25 protein-coding genes are annotated in these 18,513 nt (G+C 54.5%); all 25 read left to right on the forward strand.

Annotated features, from left to right (window positions below):
* Positions 1-193 precede the first annotated feature (193 nt).
* Positions 194-649 (forward strand): hypothetical protein, encoded by a 456-nt coding sequence (locus OGY17_RS20255; RefSeq protein WP_286608190.1) that lies wholly within the window; start codon positions 194-196, stop codon positions 647-649.
* Between the two features lie 220 nt (positions 650-869).
* A complete protein-coding gene (locus OGY17_RS20260; protein WP_286608192.1) occupies positions 870-1,079 on the forward strand; it encodes a hypothetical protein in 210 nt (69 codons plus the stop codon).
* Between the two features lie 52 nt (positions 1,080-1,131).
* Positions 1,132-1,485 (forward strand): HNH endonuclease, encoded by a 354-nt coding sequence (locus OGY17_RS20265; protein WP_286608194.1) that lies wholly within the window; start codon positions 1,132-1,134, stop codon positions 1,483-1,485.
* A gap of 127 nt (positions 1,486-1,612) precedes the next feature.
* On the forward strand, positions 1,613-2,107 hold the full coding sequence (locus OGY17_RS20270) for a phage terminase small subunit P27 family (protein ID WP_140434873.1): 495 nt from the start codon (positions 1,613-1,615) through the stop codon (positions 2,105-2,107).
* Complete coding sequence (locus OGY17_RS20275) at positions 2,104-3,837, forward strand: terminase large subunit (RefSeq protein ID WP_286608196.1); 1,734 nt, start codon at positions 2,104-2,106, stop codon at positions 3,835-3,837. Before OGY17_RS20270 ends, OGY17_RS20275 begins: the two co-directional genes overlap by 4 nt.
* Before the next feature lie 11 nt (positions 3,838-3,848).
* Positions 3,849-4,031, forward strand: a complete 183-nt coding sequence (locus OGY17_RS20280) for a hypothetical protein (RefSeq protein WP_191219745.1) — start codon at positions 3,849-3,851, stop codon at positions 4,029-4,031.
* Positions 4,031-5,257, forward strand: a complete 1,227-nt coding sequence (locus OGY17_RS20285) for a phage portal protein (RefSeq protein WP_286608198.1) — start codon at positions 4,031-4,033, stop codon at positions 5,255-5,257. Before OGY17_RS20280 ends, OGY17_RS20285 begins: the two co-directional genes overlap by 1 nt.
* On the forward strand, positions 5,247-5,897 hold the full coding sequence (locus tag OGY17_RS20290) for an HK97 family phage prohead protease (RefSeq protein ID WP_286608200.1): 651 nt from the start codon (positions 5,247-5,249) through the stop codon (positions 5,895-5,897). The genes OGY17_RS20285 and OGY17_RS20290 overlap by 11 nt, the downstream gene beginning before the upstream one ends.
* Before the next feature lie 16 nt (positions 5,898-5,913).
* Complete coding sequence (locus tag OGY17_RS20295; protein ID WP_286608202.1) at positions 5,914-7,131, forward strand: phage major capsid protein; 1,218 nt, start codon at positions 5,914-5,916, stop codon at positions 7,129-7,131.
* Positions 7,132-7,174: 43 nt separating this feature from the next.
* Entirely contained in the window at positions 7,175-7,369 is a 195-nt protein-coding gene (locus OGY17_RS20300) for a hypothetical protein (RefSeq protein WP_286608204.1), read from the forward strand.
* 34 nt (positions 7,370-7,403) lie between these two features.
* Complete coding sequence (locus OGY17_RS20305; protein WP_286608206.1) at positions 7,404-7,727, forward strand: head-tail connector protein; 324 nt, start codon at positions 7,404-7,406, stop codon at positions 7,725-7,727.
* Positions 7,724-8,137, forward strand: a complete 414-nt coding sequence (locus tag OGY17_RS20310; RefSeq protein WP_286608208.1) for a phage head closure protein — start codon at positions 7,724-7,726, stop codon at positions 8,135-8,137. Before OGY17_RS20305 ends, OGY17_RS20310 begins: the two co-directional genes overlap by 4 nt.
* Positions 8,112-8,618 (forward strand): hypothetical protein, encoded by a 507-nt coding sequence (locus OGY17_RS20315; protein ID WP_286608211.1) that lies wholly within the window; start codon positions 8,112-8,114, stop codon positions 8,616-8,618. The genes OGY17_RS20310 and OGY17_RS20315 overlap by 26 nt, the downstream gene beginning before the upstream one ends.
* Complete coding sequence (locus tag OGY17_RS20320) at positions 8,615-9,175, forward strand: phage tail terminator protein (RefSeq protein ID WP_286608212.1); 561 nt, start codon at positions 8,615-8,617, stop codon at positions 9,173-9,175. Before OGY17_RS20315 ends, OGY17_RS20320 begins: the two co-directional genes overlap by 4 nt.
* An 8-nt stretch (positions 9,176-9,183) precedes the next feature.
* The gene (locus OGY17_RS20325) at positions 9,184-9,348 is read left to right on the forward strand and encodes a DUF2635 domain-containing protein (protein WP_286608214.1); all 165 of its coding nucleotides are present in this window, start codon (positions 9,184-9,186) and stop codon (positions 9,346-9,348) included.
* Positions 9,338-10,834, forward strand: a complete 1,497-nt coding sequence (locus OGY17_RS20330) for a phage tail sheath subtilisin-like domain-containing protein (protein WP_286608216.1) — start codon at positions 9,338-9,340, stop codon at positions 10,832-10,834. The genes OGY17_RS20325 and OGY17_RS20330 overlap by 11 nt, the downstream gene beginning before the upstream one ends.
* Positions 10,834-11,190, forward strand: a complete 357-nt coding sequence (locus tag OGY17_RS20335) for a phage tail tube protein (protein WP_286608218.1) — start codon at positions 10,834-10,836, stop codon at positions 11,188-11,190. Before OGY17_RS20330 ends, OGY17_RS20335 begins: the two co-directional genes overlap by 1 nt.
* The gene (locus OGY17_RS20340) at positions 11,190-11,459 is read left to right on the forward strand and encodes a phage tail assembly protein (protein WP_276294949.1); all 270 of its coding nucleotides are present in this window, start codon (positions 11,190-11,192) and stop codon (positions 11,457-11,459) included. The genes OGY17_RS20335 and OGY17_RS20340 overlap by 1 nt, the downstream gene beginning before the upstream one ends.
* A 141-nt stretch (positions 11,460-11,600) precedes the next feature.
* Positions 11,601-13,505, forward strand: coding sequence for a phage tail tape measure protein (locus tag OGY17_RS20345; RefSeq protein ID WP_286608223.1), 1,905 nt, complete (start codon positions 11,601-11,603; stop codon positions 13,503-13,505).
* A 39-nt stretch (positions 13,506-13,544) separates the two neighbouring features.
* Positions 13,545-14,843 carry a DNA circularization protein gene (locus OGY17_RS20350; protein WP_286608225.1) on the forward strand — a complete coding sequence of 433 codons (1,299 nt, stop codon included), beginning with the start codon at positions 13,545-13,547 and terminating at the stop codon, positions 14,841-14,843.
* Positions 14,840-15,919, forward strand: a complete 1,080-nt coding sequence (locus OGY17_RS20355) for a phage baseplate assembly protein (RefSeq protein ID WP_286608227.1) — start codon at positions 14,840-14,842, stop codon at positions 15,917-15,919. Before OGY17_RS20350 ends, OGY17_RS20355 begins: the two co-directional genes overlap by 4 nt.
* On the forward strand, positions 15,919-16,467 hold the full coding sequence (locus tag OGY17_RS20360) for a phage baseplate assembly protein V (protein WP_286608229.1): 549 nt from the start codon (positions 15,919-15,921) through the stop codon (positions 16,465-16,467). Before OGY17_RS20355 ends, OGY17_RS20360 begins: the two co-directional genes overlap by 1 nt.
* The gene (locus tag OGY17_RS20365) at positions 16,467-16,892 is read left to right on the forward strand and encodes a phage GP46 family protein (RefSeq protein WP_286608231.1); all 426 of its coding nucleotides are present in this window, start codon (positions 16,467-16,469) and stop codon (positions 16,890-16,892) included. The genes OGY17_RS20360 and OGY17_RS20365 overlap by 1 nt, the downstream gene beginning before the upstream one ends.
* On the forward strand, positions 16,879-17,937 hold the full coding sequence (locus OGY17_RS20370) for a baseplate J/gp47 family protein (RefSeq protein WP_286608232.1): 1,059 nt from the start codon (positions 16,879-16,881) through the stop codon (positions 17,935-17,937). The genes OGY17_RS20365 and OGY17_RS20370 overlap by 14 nt, the downstream gene beginning before the upstream one ends.
* Positions 17,928-18,512 carry a YmfQ family protein gene (locus OGY17_RS20375; protein ID WP_286608233.1) on the forward strand — a complete coding sequence of 195 codons (585 nt, stop codon included), beginning with the start codon at positions 17,928-17,930 and terminating at the stop codon, positions 18,510-18,512. The genes OGY17_RS20370 and OGY17_RS20375 overlap by 10 nt, the downstream gene beginning before the upstream one ends.
* Position 18,513 lies beyond the last annotated feature (1 nt).

Consider the following 18,513-nt stretch of genomic DNA (forward strand, 5'->3'; position numbering starts at 1 on the left):
TTGTACTATGCTGACCGCTCTGATGAAGGCTACCCGGCAGGATTGACATTGGAGCACCCTTACGACTCGGTTAGAGAATCTAACGATCAGTAGTTGAAACTTGATGCATAAAAATGTCGAATTTCGATTACACCATGGTTAGTCAGTTAATGTAAGATTGCTTTTTGAAATTATGAAATTGAGATCATATGTTATGGTTTATGACTATATATCGTACAAATCTTTGTTAGTTGCTCAGGATGCTCTTTTCTGGAGTAAATTTTCTGCTCTGATAGGTTTAGCTAGTGTGCTTGTTACTTTTTTTGCTGGGGTAGTGGCTTTTCGTGCATTAGATCAATGGAAATTGCAATATAATGAAGATAAAAAATTAAAGCTAATAGATGCAATCATTGAGTATAATAACACCCTAATTTCTATACCCAAGACATTAGATGATGATCCTAAGCACGTGAATAGAAAGTTGATTATAGCTGCATTTAGTAATTTACAGGCCAGATGTACTATTTATCTATCTGCAAACCCTAATGAAGAATTGTCTGAGAATATGAGCAAGTTACGGGATCGTCAATTTTGTTTTTTGGCGGGGAAAGTATATAAATCCGAATTGGCTTTGCTCATAGGGGTGATGTTATTCATGAATCTGAAATAGTTAGCGTGTTTGTTAATGCCTGCGGGTCCTTTCCGGCGATCCTGCGCGTTACGGGGCGGCGTCCGCGCAGACTCTCGCTCATCAGCAAGAAGTTTTTGTGATCACTTATCTGATATACATGGCCTTCTAGAGCAAACAGCATCTTAAGTCACTGCAGCTTAAAATTTTTGTGGAATTATCCTCTTGCCGAAATAAACACGGCTTTAATGGGGAATAGAAAATGATCGGAGAGGTGACAATTAACAGTGTAAGGTTAGGGGCAGAACATCGTGCCAACTTACCTGAGAGTGGAAAGTACGAGGCTCCAGAAGGTCACGTAATTACAAAGGTTGATACTGAGAATGGTGTGATTACTTGCAAGCCATTGCAGATGGAGATCGAAATGAATGGTTCGCTGCAGTGGGTAACCATTTCAACCAAAGATCTGTGATACATCAAGTAAGGCTGCATACCAATGCAGCCTTTTTAATGGAAGGTATGACATGCCACCACGAACACCGAAAGCCTGCCGTGTTCGCGGCTGCCGTTTTACTACTACCGATCCTTCTGGTTACTGCGAAACCCACAAAGGCGAAGGCTGGCGCCAGTACAAACCAGGGCAATCCCGTCACCAGCGTGGCTACGGGACGAAGTGGGAAGTTATCCGGGCCCGCATTCTTAAGCGTGACAAAGGGCTGTGTCAGGAACATCTCCGGCGGAGCGTGGTGAAGCAGGCCTCCTGTGTCGACCACATCATCGCCAAGGCTCACGGCGGCACGGATGATGACCGCAACCTCGAAAGCCTGTGCTGGTCGTGTCACGCCGCGAAGACAGCGCGTGAAAGGCTTAAATTATAATAACTATCATCTGAATCCACCCAGGGGAGGGGGAGGGTAAATCCCTGCAGCTCGCATCCTTCCGGACTGCCCGCCTCATCGGTTTTTTATACCCGCGAAAAATCAAATTTAACCAGGAGCATTGCCCATGGCTGGAAAGGCGGGGGCTTCCGGTCGTCGTCCCAAGCCAACGGCGCGGAAAGAGCTGGCCGGAAATCCCGGTAAACGGGCCCTGAATAAAGACGAGCCAGTCTTCACTCCGATACAAGGCGTCTCGCCGCCGGACTGGTTTGCCGAAGACGATCTTCCGCTGGCATTAATTATGTGGGAGCTGACAACCAAAGAGCTTTGTGGCCAGGGGCTGCTGTGCGTTACCGATCTGGCAGTGCTGGAGCGCTGGTGTGTTGCCTATGAGTTCTGGCGCCGCGCGGTAAAAAATATTGCGTCCGAGGGGAACACCATCATCGGAGCTATGGGGGGGAAGATCAAAAACCCTGAACTGACCGCCAAGAAAGAGCAGGAGTCGGAGATGAGTTCGACTGGCTCCATGCTGGGGCTCGACCCCAGCAGCCGGCAGCGACTTATCGGTCTCGCTGGCCAGAAGAAAACCTCAAACCCCTTTCTGAAGATGATTAACTCATGAGCCGGAAATCGTACCCCAACGTCAACGCCGCGAACCAGTACGCCCGCAACGTTGTGCGGGGCAAGATCCCGGCGTGTCAGTTTGTTATTCAGGCCTGTCAGCGTCATATCGATGATATGGCGGCCGAAAAGAGTAAAAAGTTCCGGTACCGCTTCGATAAGGATATGGCAGAAAAGGCGGCGAAGTTCATCCAGTTGCTGCCGCATACCAAGGGCGAATGGGCCTTTAAACGAATGCCGATCACCCTGGAACCATGGCAACTATTCATCGTCTGCTGCGCGTTTGGCTGGGTGCAGAAGGGGTCTAAGCTGCGGCGTTTCCGGGAGGTGTATACCGAAATCCCGCGCAAAAACGGCAAATCGGCTATCTCTGCCGGTGTGGCGCTGTACTGTTTCACCTGCGATAACGAGTTTGGCGCGGAGGTTTATTCTGGTGCCACGACCGAGAAGCAGGCATGGGAAGTGTTTCGCCCGGCTCGCCTGATGTGCAAGCGCACTCCGCTGCTGGTGGAAGCGTTTGGCATTGAGGTGAATGCCTCCAACATGAACCGTCCTGAAGACGGCGCGCGCTTTGAACCGCTGATCGGAAATCCCGGCGACGGTGCATCCCCGCATTGCGCCATTGTGGATGAGTATCACGAACATCCTACGGATGCGCTTTATACCACGATGCTGACCGGGATGGGGGCCCGGCGCCAGCCGCTGATGTGGGCGATCACCACCGCCGGTTACAACATCGAAGGTCCCTGCTACGACAAGCGGCGCGAAGTTATCGAAATGCTGAACGGTTCGGTACCGAATGAGGAGCTGTTCGGCATTATCTACACCGTGGATGAAGGTGATGACTGGACCGATCCAAAGGTGCTGGAGAAGGCCAACCCGAATATGGGGGTGTCGGTCTACCGTGACTTCCTGCTCAGCCAGCAGATGCGTGCAGTAAACAATGCCCGTCAGGCCGGGATATTCAAAACCAAGCACCTCAATATCTGGGTGGCGGCCCGCGCCGCGTTCTTCAATCTGGTGAGCTGGCAGAACTGTGAAGACAAAACGCTGACCCTCGAGCAGTTTGAGGGGCAGCCCTGCGTACTGGCATTCGACCTGGCGCGCAAACTGGATATGAACAGTATGGCGCGGCTGTTTACCCGGGAGATTGACGGGAAAACGCATTATTACAGTGTGGCGCCGCGCTTCTGGGTGCCGTATGACACGGTCTACAGCGTGGAGAAAAGCGAGGATCGCCGCACGGCTGAACGTTTCCAGAAATGGGTGGAGATGGGGGTTCTGACCGTTACCGACGGTGCCGAGGTGGACTACCGCTACATCCTGGAAGAAGCCAAAGCGGCGAACAAACTGAACCCGGTCAGCGAATCGCCGATCGACCCGTTTGGCGCAACGGGCCTTTCGCACGACCTGGCTGACGAAGGTCTGAGCCCGATCACCATCATCCAGAACTACACCAACATGTCAGACCCGATGAAAGAGCTGGAAGCCGCCATTGAGTCCGGCAGGTTTCACCATGACGGGAACCCGATCATGAGCTGGTGTATCGCGAACGTCGTTGGGAAATGTATTCCTGGCAATGACGATGTGGTGAAACCCATCAAAGAGCAGAACGAGAACAAAATCGACGGCGCGGTGGCGCTGATTATGTCGATCGGACGTTCGATGCTTTACGAGAAAGTAGACACCTTGTCTGACCGACTCGAGTCTCACGGTATCCGTTCACTTTAACCGAGGCGTTTATGATCCTGAAAATACTCACCCCACTGGTCGGGGTGCTGGGGGCACTGTTGCTCTCATTTGGGGTATGGATGATTTATCCCCCTGCAGGCGTTATCGCTGGTGGTTTTCTGTGTCTTCTCTGGTCCTGGCTGGTGGCTAAAGCACTCTCCATTTCGGGCAGTAAACAATCAGGGGGTGACTGATGTTTTTCTCTGGCATGTTCGCCAAAAGTAACCCGCCGGTAACCACGGCATCAGAGCTGGCGCAGGAAATAGGTCTGACTTACGACACCTATACAGGAAAGCGGGTGAGCAGCGGGCGCGCAATGCGTCTGACCGCTGTTTTTGGTTGTGTGCGCGTCCTTGCTGAATCTATCGGCATGCTTCCCTGCAATATTTATAAAACCGTTGGCAGAGGTAAAGAAAAGGCGACCAGCGAGCGTCTGCATAAGCTGGTATCCATAAAACCGAATGGTTTTATGACACCACAGGAGTTCTGGGAGTTGCTGGTGGTTTGCTTATGTCTTCGCGGAAATTTTTACGCATATAAGGTCAAGGCCCTGGGTGAGGTGGTTGAGCTTCTCCCTCTGGACCCAGGCTGTGTCCAGCCGAAACTTAACAGTCAATGGGAGCCGGTTTACCAGGTCACATTTCCTGACGGCAGCACTGATGTGCTGGGGCAGGAGGACATCTGGCATGTACGTATTCTTACCCTCGATGGCCTGGTGGGTCTGAACCCCATAGCTTATGCCCGTGAGGCAATTTCCCTTGGGCTTGCCACGGAAGAACACGGTGCCAGGTTGTTCAGTAATGGTGCGGTCACTTCCGGTGTGTTACGGACAGAGCAGGAGTTAAGCGATCTCGCTTACCAGCGACTAAAAGAGGATTTTGCCGAAAAACACCAGGGGCTGGGTAATGCTCATAAACCCATGATCCTCGAGATGGGGCTGGACTGGAAATCGATGGCACTGAGCGCCGAGGACAGTCAGTTTCTGGAAACGCGTAAGTTTCAGCTTGAGGAAATCTGCCGCCTTTTTCGAGTACCGATGCATATGGTCCAGAACACGGATCGGGCAACGTTCAGCAACATTGAAGAACTGGGCCTAGGCTTTATCAATTATTCATTAATCCCGTACCTCACTCGTATTGAGCAGCGCATCAATATCGGCCTGATCCGGGAATCGAAACTGGGCACGTACTACGCAAAATTTAATGTCGGCGCGCTGTTGCGAGGCGATATGAAGTCACGCTTTGAGGCATATGCCACTGCCATCAACTGGGGCATGTATTCCCCCAATGACTGCCTTGAACTTGAAGATCGCAATCCTCGTCCGGGCGGGGACGTCTACCTGACGCCAATGAATATGACCACGAAGCCGTCAGACGGCAGCAAAGCGAAACCGCAAGAGGATAAACCCCATGCAGAATAAGCAGCGACTGGATATGCCGCTGAAACTGAAATCCGTCAGTGACAGCGGTGAATTTGAGGGCTACGGATCCGTATTTGGTGTGAAGGACAGCTACGACGATGTGGTCGTGCCTGGCGCATTCAGTAAATCACTTCAGTCGTGGCGTGAAAAGAACACGATGCCCGCCATGCTCTGGCAGCATCAGATGGATGAACCCATCGGCATCTATACCGACATGAAAGAGGATGACGTCGGGTTATACGTTAAGGGGCGACTCCTTATCGATGACGATCCCCTTGCCAGACGCGCACATGCTCACATGAAGGCCGGTTCTTTAACCGGCCTTTCTATTGGCTACATGCTGAAAGACTGGGAATACGACAGGACCAAAGAGGTGTTTCTTCTGAAGGAGATTGATCTCTGGGAAGTCAGCCCGGTGACGTTCCCGTCGAATGACGAGGCTCGCATCAGTGATGTTAAAAGCGCGTTTGCCCGGGGCGAGATGCCGTCCCAAAAAAGTATCGAAAGAGTCCTGCGCGACGTTGGGCTCTCACGTACCCAGGCCAAGGCATTCATGGCCGGGGGTTATAGCACACTGAATCAGCGCGATGTTGATGGCGTGGGCACTGCACTGGATGCACTTAAAAACATCAAATTTTAATCCGGAGTAAAAAAACATGGCAGTCGAAATTAAAGATGTAGAACAGGTCGCGCAGGAACTGCAGGCGAAGTTTGATGACTTCAGGGCCAAAAACGATAAGCGAATTGACGCCCTCGAAAGTGAGAAAGGCAAGTTAGCCGGGGAAGTCGACACCCTGAACGTCAAACTGACCGAACTGGAAAATCTGAAATCCGATCTGGAAACTGAGCTGGTGTCGCTCAAACGCCCTGGCGGCCCACAGCAGCATTCCAAAGCGGCGACCGAGCACAAGACCGCTTTTATGCAGTTTATGCGTAAAGGTGATGATGACGGCCTTCGTGAGCTGGAGCGTAAAGCATTACAGGTGGGCACCGATGAAGATGGTGGATATGCCATTCCGGAAGAACTGGATCGCAACATCCTTACCCTGCTGAAGGATGAAGTGGTGATGCGCCAGGAGTCCACGGTGATCACCGTAGGGGGTTCTGAATATAAAAAACTGGTGAGTGAGGGTGGCACGGCATCAGGCTGGGTGGGGGAGACGGATGCGCGCCCGGCAACGGACGCATCCAAACTGAAAATGATCGAACCTTTTATGGGGGAAATCTACGGCAACCCGCAGGCGACGCAGAAAATGCTCGATGACGTGTTTTTTAATGCGGAAGACTGGATCAACAGTGAACTGGCCACTGAATTTGCTGAGAAGGAAGAGATTGCCTTCACCACCGGGGACGGTACCAAAAAGCCAAAAGGGTTCCTGGCTTATGCGTCCAGCCTCGACGACGACAAAGCACGCGCTTTCGGTACTCTGCAGCATATCCTGTCCGGTTCAGCCGCAGCAGTAACGGCGGATGCCATCATCAAGTTGGTATATACCCTGCGTAAGTCACACCGTAGCGGCGCCAGGTTCATGATGAACAACAACACCCTGTTTGCGATCCGCATCCTCAAGGATTCGGAAGGTAACTATCTGTGGCGCCCGGGGCTGGAAGTCAATCAGCCATCCACGCTGGTCGGCTACGGTATCGCGGAAAATGAGCAGATGCCTGATATTGCGGCTGATGCCAAAGCCATCGCGTTTGGTAACTTCAAACGCGGTTATACCATTGTCGATCGTATCGGCACCCGCATTCTCCGTGATCCGTACACCAACAAACCGTATGTCGGTTTTTATACCACCAAGCGTACTGGTGGCATGCTGACAGATTCGCAGTCCATCAAACTGATGCAGATTGGCGCGCCAGTTGCTCCATAAGTGCCGGGGCTTCGGCCCCTCTTTAATGAAAGAGGTGAATACCATGCCTGTATTGAAAACGAGCCTGAAGTGGTCTCCTGATGGTTGCCGCATCGAGGTTATCCCGGCGGGTGAACATCCTGAATTACCGGGCCGGGCTCTGGAAATTGCCAGTCAACTGGGGATCCTTGACGTTGACTACCCGCCGCCTGACCCACAACAGGATCCGGTAAAAACCGATAAAAAAGCCAAAAAATAACCCGCTATTGGCGGGTTTTTTACAGGTGTTTCTCATGATCCTGACGAATGAAGAGATAAAGCGGCAACTGCGGCTTGAGGACGATGACACCTCTGAAGATGTGTTGCTCAGTGCTCTAGGTGCCGCAGCGGAATCCAGGACAAGCACTTTCCTTAATCGCCCTTTATATGCCAAAGCAGACGACATTCCTGATGGGGATACGCGCGGGCTTGTCGTGTCGGATGATATCCGCCTCGCGATGCTGATGCTGGTGACTCACTTCTACGAGAACCGGTCAGCGACCTCTGAGGTCGAAAAGCTTGAAGCGCCGCAGGCATATAACTGGCTTGTATCTCCATACAGGTTTTATCCGCGATGAAAATTCGGCAAGCGCAAACCAGCGCGACATACCTGCTTCCGGACCCTGGCGAACTGGATAAACGTGTCCGGCTTCGTCTGCAGGTTGATACCCCGTCAGCCGATTTCGGTGTTGAGCCGGACTATCCGGTTTCATTCCTGGCATGGGCAAAGGTGGTGCAGACCAGCGCCACGACTTACCAGGAAACAGCGCAGACTGATGAAGCAGTAACACATTACATCACCATCAGGTATCGCCGGGGGATCACGTCAGATTTTGAGGTGGCCCACGACGGTAAGGTGTACCGGGTGCGGCGGGGGCGTGATCTTAACGGTAAGCGCCGTTTCCTGTTACTCGAATGCACTGAGTTAGGTAAGTTTCCTGCAACCCACGGAGGTGGCAGCAATGGCGGAACCCTTTTTACACGTTGATTTTCAGCAGCCCAATGAATTGCGCTTTAACCGCGCGCGCGTTCGCCGGGCATTCATCCGCATCGGTCAGGTGCATATGCGTGATGCCCGCAGGCTGGTAATGAAGCGCGGACGTTCTGAGCCCGGTGAAAGCCCGGGGTATCAGACGGGGAGACTGGCCAGATCCATCGGATTTATGGTGCCAAAGGCAAGCAGTCGCCGCCCGGGTTTTATGGTCCGCATAGCTCCAAACCAGAAGAACGGACAGGGGAACCGGATGATCAACGGTGACTTTTACCCCGCGTTTCTCTTCTACGGGGTGCGGGGCGGTGCGAAGCGTAAACGCGGTCATCATCGCGGCGCATCCGGGGGAAGTGGCTGGCGGCTGGCGCCGCGTAATAACTTCATGGTGGAAACCCTGGAAAAGAACAGCAGCTGGACACGCTATTTTCTGGCAAGCGAGCTCCGTAAATCCCTGAAACCGGAGAAACGTCGCCGATGAAACTCACTCCCGTTGTGGCCGCCCTGCGGTCCAGGTGCCCGTATTTTGAACACCGGGTGGCAGGGGCTGCACAGTTTAAAAATCTGCCCGATGTCGGGAAACTGAAACTCCCGGCCGCCTATGTGGTACCCGGAGATGACTCGCCCGGTGAAAATAAAAGCCAGACCGATTACTGGCAGGATCTGACCGAAAGCTTTTCCGTTATCGTCATGTTGAGTAACGGGCGCGATGAGCGTGGCCAGTTTGCCTCTTATGACGTGGTGGATGAGGTCCGCCAGATGTTGTTCAAAGCGCTTCTTGGCTGGAATCCGGACGAGCGCGGCAATCCGATCACCTACGAGGGTGGAACGCTGCTGGACCTGAACCGGCATGAATTGATCTACCAGTTCGATTTCAGCGTGGAGACTGAACTGACAGAGGATGACACCCGCCAGCAGGACGATCTCAACAGCCTGGATGAGCTACGCACACTGGCGATTGACGTCGATTTTATCGATCCCGGCGAAGGTCCCGACGGCAATACTGAGCTCCACACTGAAATAACACTCCCTTCCTGAGAGGTCCCATGTTTGTAAAACCTGTAAAAGGGCGGTCAGTTCCTGACCCGGCCCGGGGTGACCTTTTGCCCTCAGAGGGGCGAAAGGTTGAAGAAGATAACTACTGGCTGCGACGTGAAGCGGCCGGTGATATCCGGCGCGTTAATAAAAAGGTGAAAACCAATGACGATTAGTATGAATACCATTCCCGCGAACACGCTGGTGCCGCTGTTCTATGCGGAAATGGATAACTCTGCGGCGAATACCAGTCAGGACAGCGCGCCATCGCTTCTGATAGGCCACGCCAACAATGATGCAACCATTGCGACGAACAGCCTGGTGCTGATGCCATCGGCAGATTATGCCCGCCAGATTTGCGGTCCTGGCAGTCAGCTGGCGCGTATGGTTGCCGCTTATCGTAAAACCGATCCGTTTGGTGAGCTGTATGTCATCGCGGTACCCGAATCCGCCGGGGCAGCCGCAACGGTGGTTATGACGGTGACCGGTGAGGCGACCGAAACCGGCACGGTGAATCTGTATATCGGACGCACCCGCATCCAGGCTGTCGTCATCAACGGTGATGATGTGGCCACGGTGGCCAGCAGCATTAAAGATGCCATCAATGCCGATCTGACTCTGCCGTTGACGGCGACCGCTGCGGCGGGTGTGGTGACGCTGACTGCGCGACACAAGGGGCTATGTGGCAATGAAATCCCCGTCACCCTGAATTATTACGGTTTTGGTGGGGGAGAGGTTTTACCTGCTGGTGTTCAGATTGCGATTGCAGCCGGTACAGCCGGCAGTGGTGCGCCTGTGCTGACTGGCGCGGTCGCCGCGATGGCGGATGAACCGTTTGATTATATCGGACTGCCGTTCAGCGACACCGCGTCCATTAACACGCTGGTGACCGAAATGAACGATACCAGCGGTCGCTGGAGCTATGCGCGTCAGCTCTACGGTCACGTGTATTCGGCGAAGATCGGCTCGTTGTCGGAACTGGTGACCGCAGGTGATCAACTGAATCAGCAGCACATCACCCTCGCGGGTTACGAGAAGGATATGCAGACCCCGGCAGACGAACTGGCGGCAAGCCGGACGGCGCGGGCGGCGGTGTTTATCCGTAATGATCCGGCGCGCCCGACACAGACGGGGGAACTGGTGGATATGCTACCTGCCCCCAAAGGGAAGCGTTTTACGATGACTGAGCAGCAGACGCTGCTGTCTCACGGCGTGGCGACGGCGTATGTGGAAAGCGGCATCCTGCGCATTCAGCGCGATGTCACCACCTATAAGAAAAATGCGTATGGCGTGGCGGATAACAGCTATCTCGACAGTGAAACGCTGCATACCAGCGCCTACGTGCTGCGGCGTCTTAAATCGGTGATCACCAGCAAATACGGGCGCCATAAACTGGCGAACGACGGTACACGCTTTGGACCCGGTCAGGCCATCGTGACTCCGGCAGTTATCAAAGGGGAATTGCTGACAACGTACCGTCAGCTGGAGCGGGCGGGCATCGTGGAGAACTACGAGTTGTTCAAAACGCACCTGATTGTTGAACGTGATGCCAGTGACCCGAACCGTCTGAACACGCTCTTCCCGCCAGATTATGTCAACCAGCTGCGTGTCTTCGCGGTGGTTAATCAGTTCCGTCTTCAGTACCAGGAGGAGTCCGCATAATGGCGCGTATTGGGGGTACCTGTTATTTCAAGATTGATGGTCAGCAGCTCTCGCTGACCGGTGGCATTGAAGTGCCAATGAACACGAAGGTTAATGATGATCTCATTGGCCTGGATGGCTCGGTGGATCGTAAAGAAACGCACCGGGCTCCCTACGTCAAAGGCACGTTCAAGGTACCGAAAAATTTTCCGGTCAACAAAATCACCCGTTCCGATGAAATGACCATCACCGCCGAGCTGGCGAATGGTCAGGTCTATGTGCTGTCGTCTGCCTGGCTGCATGGTGAAGCAAACCATAATGCGGAAGAAGGGACAGCAGAGCTTGAATTCCACGGTGAAGAGGGGGATTACCAGTAATGAAAGAGCTTGAGTTAAAGAAACCGATTATCGCGCACGGCGAAACGCTGTCGGTACTGGAGTTTGAAGAACCCACAGGAAAGGACGTCCGGGAACTGGGGTATCCGTATCAGATGAACCAGGACGAGTCCGTGAAGTTGCTGGCCCACGTCGTATCGAAATACATCGTGCGACTGGCTAAAGTGCCGCAAAGCTCTGTGGATCAGATGTCTCCCTCCGATCTGAATGCAGCCGCCTGGCTGGTGGCCGGTTTTTTCCTCCAGGCCTGACGGCGGAATTCCTCACTGATCGTTATTTTGACTGCGCCAGTTACTGGCGCATCAATCCCTTCGAGTTACTGAATATACCGATCAGTGATATCCCTCTGCTGGTCAGTCAGGCGAACCGAATAGAGCAGGAGAAACGCACTCATGGCTGAATTTGAGCTGAAGGCGCTCATTACCGGCGTTGATAAGTTAACGCCCACGCTCACGAAGATGCAGAAAAATATCCGTGGGTTTAAGCGCCAGGCGGAAGATGCTTCGAAAGGTGGGCTTGCACTGGCGGGAGGGCTTGCCGCCGGGTTAACGCTGTCGATGAAGAGTTATGCGGATCAGGAAAATGCCGCGATGGGGCTGAAAGTCGCCATGATGGAGGCGAACGGCGAGGTCGGTAAAAGCTTTGATGGCATTAATAAACTGGCTGTCGGGCTGGGTAATCAGTTACCCGGAACCACGGCTGATTTTCAGAACATGATGCAGATGCTGGTCCGCCAGGGGATCCCGGCAGAAAACATCCTGGGGGGCGTCGGGAAAGCCACGGCGTATCTGGCTGTGCAACTGAAAAAGACCCCGGAGGCAGCGGCTGAGTTTGCGGCGAAAATGCAGGATGCGACGGGGACCGCCTCCGATGACATGATGGGACTCTTCGATACGATACAGAAGGCGTTTTACCTGGGCGTTGACGATACCAATATGCTGTCGTTTTTTACGAAGACCAGCTCTGTTCTGAAAATGGTCAACAAGGATGGTCTGGAGGCAGCGCGCGGTCTGGCCCCGATCAGCGTCATGATGGATCAGATGGGCATGCAGGGGGAATCCGCAGGTAACGCCCTGCGTAAAGTCATCCAGTCCGGACTGAATGTCAAAAAGGTCGGTGCGGTTAACAAGGTGCTGGCTCGCCAAAATCTGGATATCAGCCTCGACTTTACTGACGGCAAAGGCAGCTTTGGTGGCCTGGACAACATGTTCAGGCAACTGTCCCGGCTGCGAAAACTCACCGATGTGAAGCGTACCGGGGTGCTGAAGGAACTCTTTGGCGATGATGCTGAAACACTGCAGGTCGTGAATGCACTGATCGACAAAGGCAAGGATGGTTACGATCAGGTGCAGCAGAAAATGAACAGGCAGGCCAGCCTGAACAAGCGTGTGGAGGCTCAACTGGGCACGCTTGCCAACCTGTGGGAAGCGATGACTGGTACGGCGACCAATGGTCTGGCGGCTATTGGCGGGGCGTTCTCCGATGACACAAAACAAATCACCACCTGGCTGGGCGATCTCGGTGAACGATTCACAACGTTTGCTGATGAAAATCCCAGAGTAATCCGCGGTGTCTTTGGCCTTGCAGCAGGACTGACGGTGCTGAAGCTGGTATTTATGGGGGTGGGTGGCGCCATCAGTATGGTCAGCCGGATTATGGCGATGACACCCATCGGCATGATAGCAACAGGTATTGCGCTGGTGGCGGGCCTGATCATTTCAAACTGGGATGTTGTGGGACCGTACTTCAAAGCATTATGGGACTTTGTTCAGCCGATATTTTCTGACTGGATGCGCTGGGCAAAAATGGTTTTTGACTGGTCCCCTCTGGGAATTGTCATCAATAACTGGGGGCCGATCGTCCAGTGGTTTCAGGAACTGTGGGCTATGTTGCAGCCGATATTTGCTGACTGCATGAGCTGGACGAAGATGGCATTCGACTGGTCCCCTCTGGGCATGGTGATTAATAACTGGGGGCCGATCGTTCAGTGGTTTCAGGATATGTGGGCGAAGGTAAAGCCGATCATTGAATGGTTCTCTGAGGGGGCCAGCGATACGGTGACCGCTGCTAATGCGGCTCAGTGGGGGGCGGGGGGGTACGGTGCATACGGTACCGGTGTTCCCGCTCAGGGATATAACCCGTATCAGATAACCCCGGCCGCGCCAAAAAAAGCGGAGGGCGAAATTACGGTCTCCTTCAAAGATGCTCCACCCGGGATGCGGGTAACAGATACCCGCTCCAGTGGCATCGATGTAAATCACGATGTTGGCTACACCCGCTTTGGTATGGGGGGCTGATAACCCGCTCCGGCGGGTTTTTTTATGTCCGGAGTTTATATGGCGTGGAAAGACAGGTTACAGGACGCATCATTTCGTGGCGTTCCGTTCAAAGTCGAGGAAGAGAGCAGTGGTGTTGGTCGTCGGGTGGAAACCCACGAATACCCGAACCGTGACAAACCCTATACCGAAGATTTGGGTAAAGTTTCTTTTCGTCCCTCTCTTACAGCCTATGTTGTCGGGGAAGACTGTTTTGACCAGCGTGACAGACTGATTGAGGCTCTGAACAAATCCGGTCCGGGGGCGCTGGTTCATCCGGTCTACGGGGAAATGAGTGTTTGTGTGGACGGTGAGGTTCGCGTCAGCACATCCAGAAGCGAAGGGCGTGTCGTTCGTTTCGATCTTAAATTTGTTGAGGCTGGCGAGCTGTCTTATCCCACAGCCGGTGCCGCGACTGCTCAGAACCTGACGTCTTCCTGTTCGGCGCTTGATGACTGTATCAGCAGCAGTTTCAGTGATTTCAGCATTGAGGGTGTGGCGGACTTTGTTCAGAACGACGTCATCAGTAACGCCACATCGATGTTGGGATATGTCTCCGGCGCCATGAAAGTGGTGGACTCCGCCGTCTCTGATGCCGCCAGATTGCTGCAGGGTGACATTTCAGTGCTACTTCCGCCCCCCTCATCCGGGAAAACCTTTGTCGACGATTTGCAGAAAATGTGGCGGGCAGGCAACCGCCTGTACGGTAACTCCAGCGATCTCTTCACGATGATTAAAACCTTTTCCGGGGTCAGTCTCGGGAGCGATTTGCAGCCCCGGGGCGTCTGGAAGACTGACAGCGTCACCACCAGGACCACCACGCAGCAGAGTAACACTGTTGCCAGTGCCATTCGCACCACGGCCATCAGTGAAGCAGCACACACGGTAACGCGTCTGCCGGCACCCGCTCCTGTGCCCACTGATAGCCAACCCGGTACCGGCTGGCCAATGGTGACTCACCCTGCGCTGAATACCACTCCGGAAGAACCTGTTGTTACCGATCTGCCCACCTGGGAGCAGCTTGTCGATATCCGCGACACACTGAATGTTGCTATCGATAAGGAGATGGCGCGCACCACCGATGACCGCTTATTTCTGGCGTTACGTCGGGTAAAAACCGATCTGAACACGGACATGAAAACCCGCCTGGAGCAGGTACAAAAAACTGTACAGCGCGTTCCCGCTGAAGTTACCCCCGCACTGGTACTGGCAGCGTCCTGGTTTGATAACGCGGCGAGGGAAAGCGACATCATCCGGCGTAATGCCATTTCACATCCCGGCTTCGTGCCGGTTGTTCCACTGAGGGTGCCGGTACGATGAATGATAACGTGACATTACGAGTGAACGGGCGGGAATGGGGCGGCTGGACGTCGGTCAGGATCGGCGCAGGCATTGAGCGGCTGGCGCGCGATTTCAGCGTTGAAATTACCCGTCAGTGGCCGGGGGATGACGGTACCGCCACGCTCCAGCCACGTATTAAAAACGGCTCCCGGGTGGAAGTGCTCATCGGTGACGACCTCGTCATTACCGGCTGGGTGGAAGCCACTCCCGTCAGGTACGATGCCCGCTCCGTCAGTACCGGCATTTCCGGGCGGAGCCTGACCGCTGATCTGATTGACTGTACGGCAGAGCCGACACAGTTCAATGGTCGATCTCTGGTACAGATTGCTCAGGCTCTGGCGCGTCCCTTTGGCATCGAGGTGGTGAGCGCCGGGGCGCCCGCCAGCGTTATCCCCGATGTTCAGCCCGATCATGGCGAAACCGTCATCGAGGTCATCAACAAAATACTGGGTCAGCAGCAGGCGCTGGCGTATGACGATCCCCGGGGCAGGCTGGTGATTGGCGGTATTGGCGCAACCCGTGCTCACACCGCGCTGGTTCTCGGGCAGAACATCCTTTCCTGCGATACCGAAAAAAGTATCCGCGAACGCTTCTCCGTCTATCAGGTCGCCGGACAGCGTGCCGGGAATGATGACGATTTCGGGTCTGCCACCACCACGGCGCTGCGGGCCAGGACGGAGGATGCGATGGTATCCCGCTACCGCCCGATGTCTGTGAGGCAGACCGGACAGGCGACGGGGGCGAGTTGTATTGCGAGGGCGGAGTTTGAAGCCCGGCAGCGGGCCGCGAGAACCGATGAAACCACCTATGTGGTGCAGGGCTGGCGGCAGGGGAACGGCATGTTATGGCAGCCAAACCAGCGGGTCATCGTCTTCGACCCCGTCTGCGGTTTCGATAATGCGGAACTACTGATTTCGCAAGTGACCTTTACCAAAGACCAGAGCGGCACACTGGCGGAAATCCGTGTGGCGCCGCCGGATGCCTATCTGCCTGAACCGGATGATCCAAAAACCAGAAAAACGAAAACGCGTAAAACCCGGGAGGATCCTTTCTGATGAGTGCGTTACCCGGTTTGCAGCGACAGCTCCTCAGCCTGATTGGTCGGGCAGTCGTGAAAAGCATTAATGCTGCGGCGAAATGTCAGATGGTGGATGTTTCACTGATCGCGGGCGAATCCAAAGGCGGCATAGAGCATCTCGAACCCTATGGATTTACTGCGCGGGCCACACCTGGCGCTGAGGCGATTGTGCTCTTTCCCGATGGCGATCGTTCTCACGGTGTCGCCATCGTGGTTGCCGACCGCCGGTACCGGCTGAAAGGTCTGAAAGGCGGAGAGGCGGCACTGTATGACGACCTCGGACAGAAGGTTCACCTTACCCGAAATGGCATTGTCGTTGACGGTGCGGGAAAGACCATCAGATTCATCAACGCACCAAAGGCCCGTTTTGAAATGGATATTGAGGCGACAGGTCAGATTAAGGATCTCTGTGACTCTTCTGGCCTGACGATGACCGCCATGCGTGTGGCCTATAACGGCCACCGACACCGGGAAAACGGGCAGGGCAGTAACACCAACACACCGGATAAACCGATGGAGGCGTAATGGAACTGTGGCTGACAGTGAACGGGCAGCGGGTGAAAGCGAATGCGTCGCTGGATCCCCTGACCCGATCGGTGGTGATTTCCCTTTTTACCTGGCACCGCGCCGATCCGGATGACCAGGCTGATGTGCCGATGGGGTGGTGGGGGGACACCTGGCCTGCGGTACAGAATGATCGCATCGGTTCAAAACTCTGGCTTTACCAGCGCAGTAAGCTGACCAATCAGCTGGTGAATAACATCAGAACCTGTATTCGCGATGCGTTGCAGTGGATGCTGGATGACGGCGTGGTTTCCCGAATCGATTTGGATATCCGGCGAACAGGCATCAACGAACTGGCAAACAGCCTCACCCTCTGGCGCCGAAGTGGGCCGGTCACCCTGATTTTTGATGATTTATGGAGCGTAATCACCCATGGCGGAGAGTGAATTCCGGCGCCCGACGCTGGCAGAGAATATCAGTATGCTCCGCACCGATTTATTCGCCCGGCTGGATGTTAACGATGCGCTGAGGCGGATGGATGAAGATGTGCGGGCGAAAGTGTATGCAGCAGCGCTGCACACCGTGTACGGCTATATCGATTACCTGGCCATGAACATGCTGCCAGATCGGTGTGATGAAGCCTGGCTGGCGCGCCACGCCGCCATGAAGCGCTGCCCACGTAAACCTGCAACAACCGCGACCGGGTATATGCGATGGGAGGGGGTCAGCGACGGGTTGAAAGTCACTACCGGCAGTGTGATTCAGCGTGACGATCTGATCCAGTACACGGCCACGGCGGACGCCGTCAGTGCGGGTGGGGTGTTGCGTGTGCCGGTTGCGTGTTCAGTTGCCGGTGTCAGTGGTAACGCGGATGACGGTACTGCGCTCATTCTGGTCACGCCGGTGAACGGACTTCCCTCTTCAGGTCTGGCCGACACACTGGTGGGTGGATTTGATACTGAGGATCTGGAGACCTGGCGCGCCCGGGTCATTGAACGCTACTACTGGACACCGCAGGGCGGTGCCGACGGAGATTATGCTGTCTGGGCAAAAGAGGTCCCCGGCATTATCCGGGCCTGGACTTATCGTCACTGGATGGGGACCGGAACGGTTGGGGTGATGGTGGCCAGCAGTGATCTGGTCAATCCGATCCCCGATGACGATACCGTGACGTCAGCCAGAACGCATATTATGCCGCTTGCCCCGGTGGCCGGCTCCGATCTCTATGTGTTTAAACCGGTAGAACATACGGTGAATTTTCACGTCAGAATTACGCCGGACACACCGGAAATTCGTGCGGCGGTCACGGCGGAGTTACGCGCCTTCCTGCTACGCGACGGTTATCCGCAAGGGGAACTGGAGCTGTCCCGTATCAACGAGGCCATTTCGATTGCGACCGGGGAATACAGCCATCAGCTTATTGAGCCAGCCGCCACTATTCCTGTCGCGAAAAATGAACTGGCGGTGATGGGGGACATCGCATGGACGTGACAAACGACGATTACATCAGCCTGCTGTCTGCCTTGTTGCCTCCGGGACCCGCATGGTCAGTCAGCGATCCGGCAGTGTCCGGCTCCGCACCCTCATTGTTGCGGGTGCATCAGCGGGCAGATGACCTGATACTTGAGCTTGACCCGCGCACCACCACCGAACTGCTTAATCGCTGGGAACGATTGTGCGGCCTGCCTGACGAGTGTATCCCCGCAGGAACGCAGACACTGCGCCAGCGTCAGCAGCGCCTGGACGCAAAGGTCAATCTGAGTGGGGGTATCCACGAGGATTTCTTTCTTACCCAGCTTGCCGCGCTGGGGAAACCGGGCGCCACCATTACGCGCTATGACAAAAGCACCTTTACCTGTACCTCAGCCTGTACCGATGGCGTGTATTCGCCTGACTGGCGTTATTACTGGCAGGTGAACATGCCATCTTCCACCAGTACCGCCTGGATGACCTGTATTGATCCCTGCAATTCTGCATTGCGGATCTGGGGAGACACGGTTGTCGAGTGTGTTCTGAACAAACTTTGCCCTTCTCATACTTACGTTATTTTTAAATATCCGGAGTAAC

It is taken from the genome of Citrobacter sp. Cpo126 (assembly GCF_030332445.1).
GTDB classification, from domain to species: domain Bacteria; phylum Pseudomonadota; class Gammaproteobacteria; order Enterobacterales; family Enterobacteriaceae; genus Citrobacter; species Citrobacter portucalensis.

Coding starts and splice junctions, on each gene's coding strand:
- OGY17_RS20255 (WP_286608190.1), top strand. CDS start 194: ATGGTTTATGACTATATATCGTACAAATCTTTGTTAGTTGCTCAGGAT.
- OGY17_RS20260 (WP_286608192.1), top strand. CDS start 870: ATGATCGGAGAGGTGACAATTAACAGTGTAAGGTTAGGGGCAGAACAT.
- OGY17_RS20265 (WP_286608194.1), top strand. CDS start 1,132: ATGCCACCACGAACACCGAAAGCCTGCCGTGTTCGCGGCTGCCGTTTT.
- OGY17_RS20270 (WP_140434873.1), top strand. CDS start 1,613: ATGGCTGGAAAGGCGGGGGCTTCCGGTCGTCGTCCCAAGCCAACGGCG.
- OGY17_RS20275 (WP_286608196.1), top strand. CDS start 2,104: ATGAGCCGGAAATCGTACCCCAACGTCAACGCCGCGAACCAGTACGCC.
- OGY17_RS20280 (WP_191219745.1), top strand. CDS start 3,849: ATGATCCTGAAAATACTCACCCCACTGGTCGGGGTGCTGGGGGCACTG.
- OGY17_RS20285 (WP_286608198.1), top strand. CDS start 4,031: ATGTTTTTCTCTGGCATGTTCGCCAAAAGTAACCCGCCGGTAACCACG.
- OGY17_RS20290 (WP_286608200.1), top strand. CDS start 5,247: ATGCAGAATAAGCAGCGACTGGATATGCCGCTGAAACTGAAATCCGTC.
- OGY17_RS20295 (WP_286608202.1), top strand. CDS start 5,914: ATGGCAGTCGAAATTAAAGATGTAGAACAGGTCGCGCAGGAACTGCAG.
- OGY17_RS20300 (WP_286608204.1), top strand. CDS start 7,175: ATGCCTGTATTGAAAACGAGCCTGAAGTGGTCTCCTGATGGTTGCCGC.
- OGY17_RS20305 (WP_286608206.1), top strand. CDS start 7,404: ATGATCCTGACGAATGAAGAGATAAAGCGGCAACTGCGGCTTGAGGAC.
- OGY17_RS20310 (WP_286608208.1), top strand. CDS start 7,724: ATGAAAATTCGGCAAGCGCAAACCAGCGCGACATACCTGCTTCCGGAC.
- OGY17_RS20315 (WP_286608211.1), top strand. CDS start 8,112: ATGGCGGAACCCTTTTTACACGTTGATTTTCAGCAGCCCAATGAATTG.
- OGY17_RS20320 (WP_286608212.1), top strand. CDS start 8,615: ATGAAACTCACTCCCGTTGTGGCCGCCCTGCGGTCCAGGTGCCCGTAT.
- OGY17_RS20325 (WP_286608214.1), top strand. CDS start 9,184: ATGTTTGTAAAACCTGTAAAAGGGCGGTCAGTTCCTGACCCGGCCCGG.
- OGY17_RS20330 (WP_286608216.1), top strand. CDS start 9,338: ATGACGATTAGTATGAATACCATTCCCGCGAACACGCTGGTGCCGCTG.
- OGY17_RS20335 (WP_286608218.1), top strand. CDS start 10,834: ATGGCGCGTATTGGGGGTACCTGTTATTTCAAGATTGATGGTCAGCAG.
- OGY17_RS20340 (WP_276294949.1), top strand. CDS start 11,190: ATGAAAGAGCTTGAGTTAAAGAAACCGATTATCGCGCACGGCGAAACG.
- OGY17_RS20345 (WP_286608223.1), top strand. CDS start 11,601: ATGGCTGAATTTGAGCTGAAGGCGCTCATTACCGGCGTTGATAAGTTA.
- OGY17_RS20350 (WP_286608225.1), top strand. CDS start 13,545: ATGGCGTGGAAAGACAGGTTACAGGACGCATCATTTCGTGGCGTTCCG.
- OGY17_RS20355 (WP_286608227.1), top strand. CDS start 14,840: ATGAATGATAACGTGACATTACGAGTGAACGGGCGGGAATGGGGCGGC.
- OGY17_RS20360 (WP_286608229.1), top strand. CDS start 15,919: ATGAGTGCGTTACCCGGTTTGCAGCGACAGCTCCTCAGCCTGATTGGT.
- OGY17_RS20365 (WP_286608231.1), top strand. CDS start 16,467: ATGGAACTGTGGCTGACAGTGAACGGGCAGCGGGTGAAAGCGAATGCG.
- OGY17_RS20370 (WP_286608232.1), top strand. CDS start 16,879: ATGGCGGAGAGTGAATTCCGGCGCCCGACGCTGGCAGAGAATATCAGT.
- OGY17_RS20375 (WP_286608233.1), top strand. CDS start 17,928: ATGGACGTGACAAACGACGATTACATCAGCCTGCTGTCTGCCTTGTTG.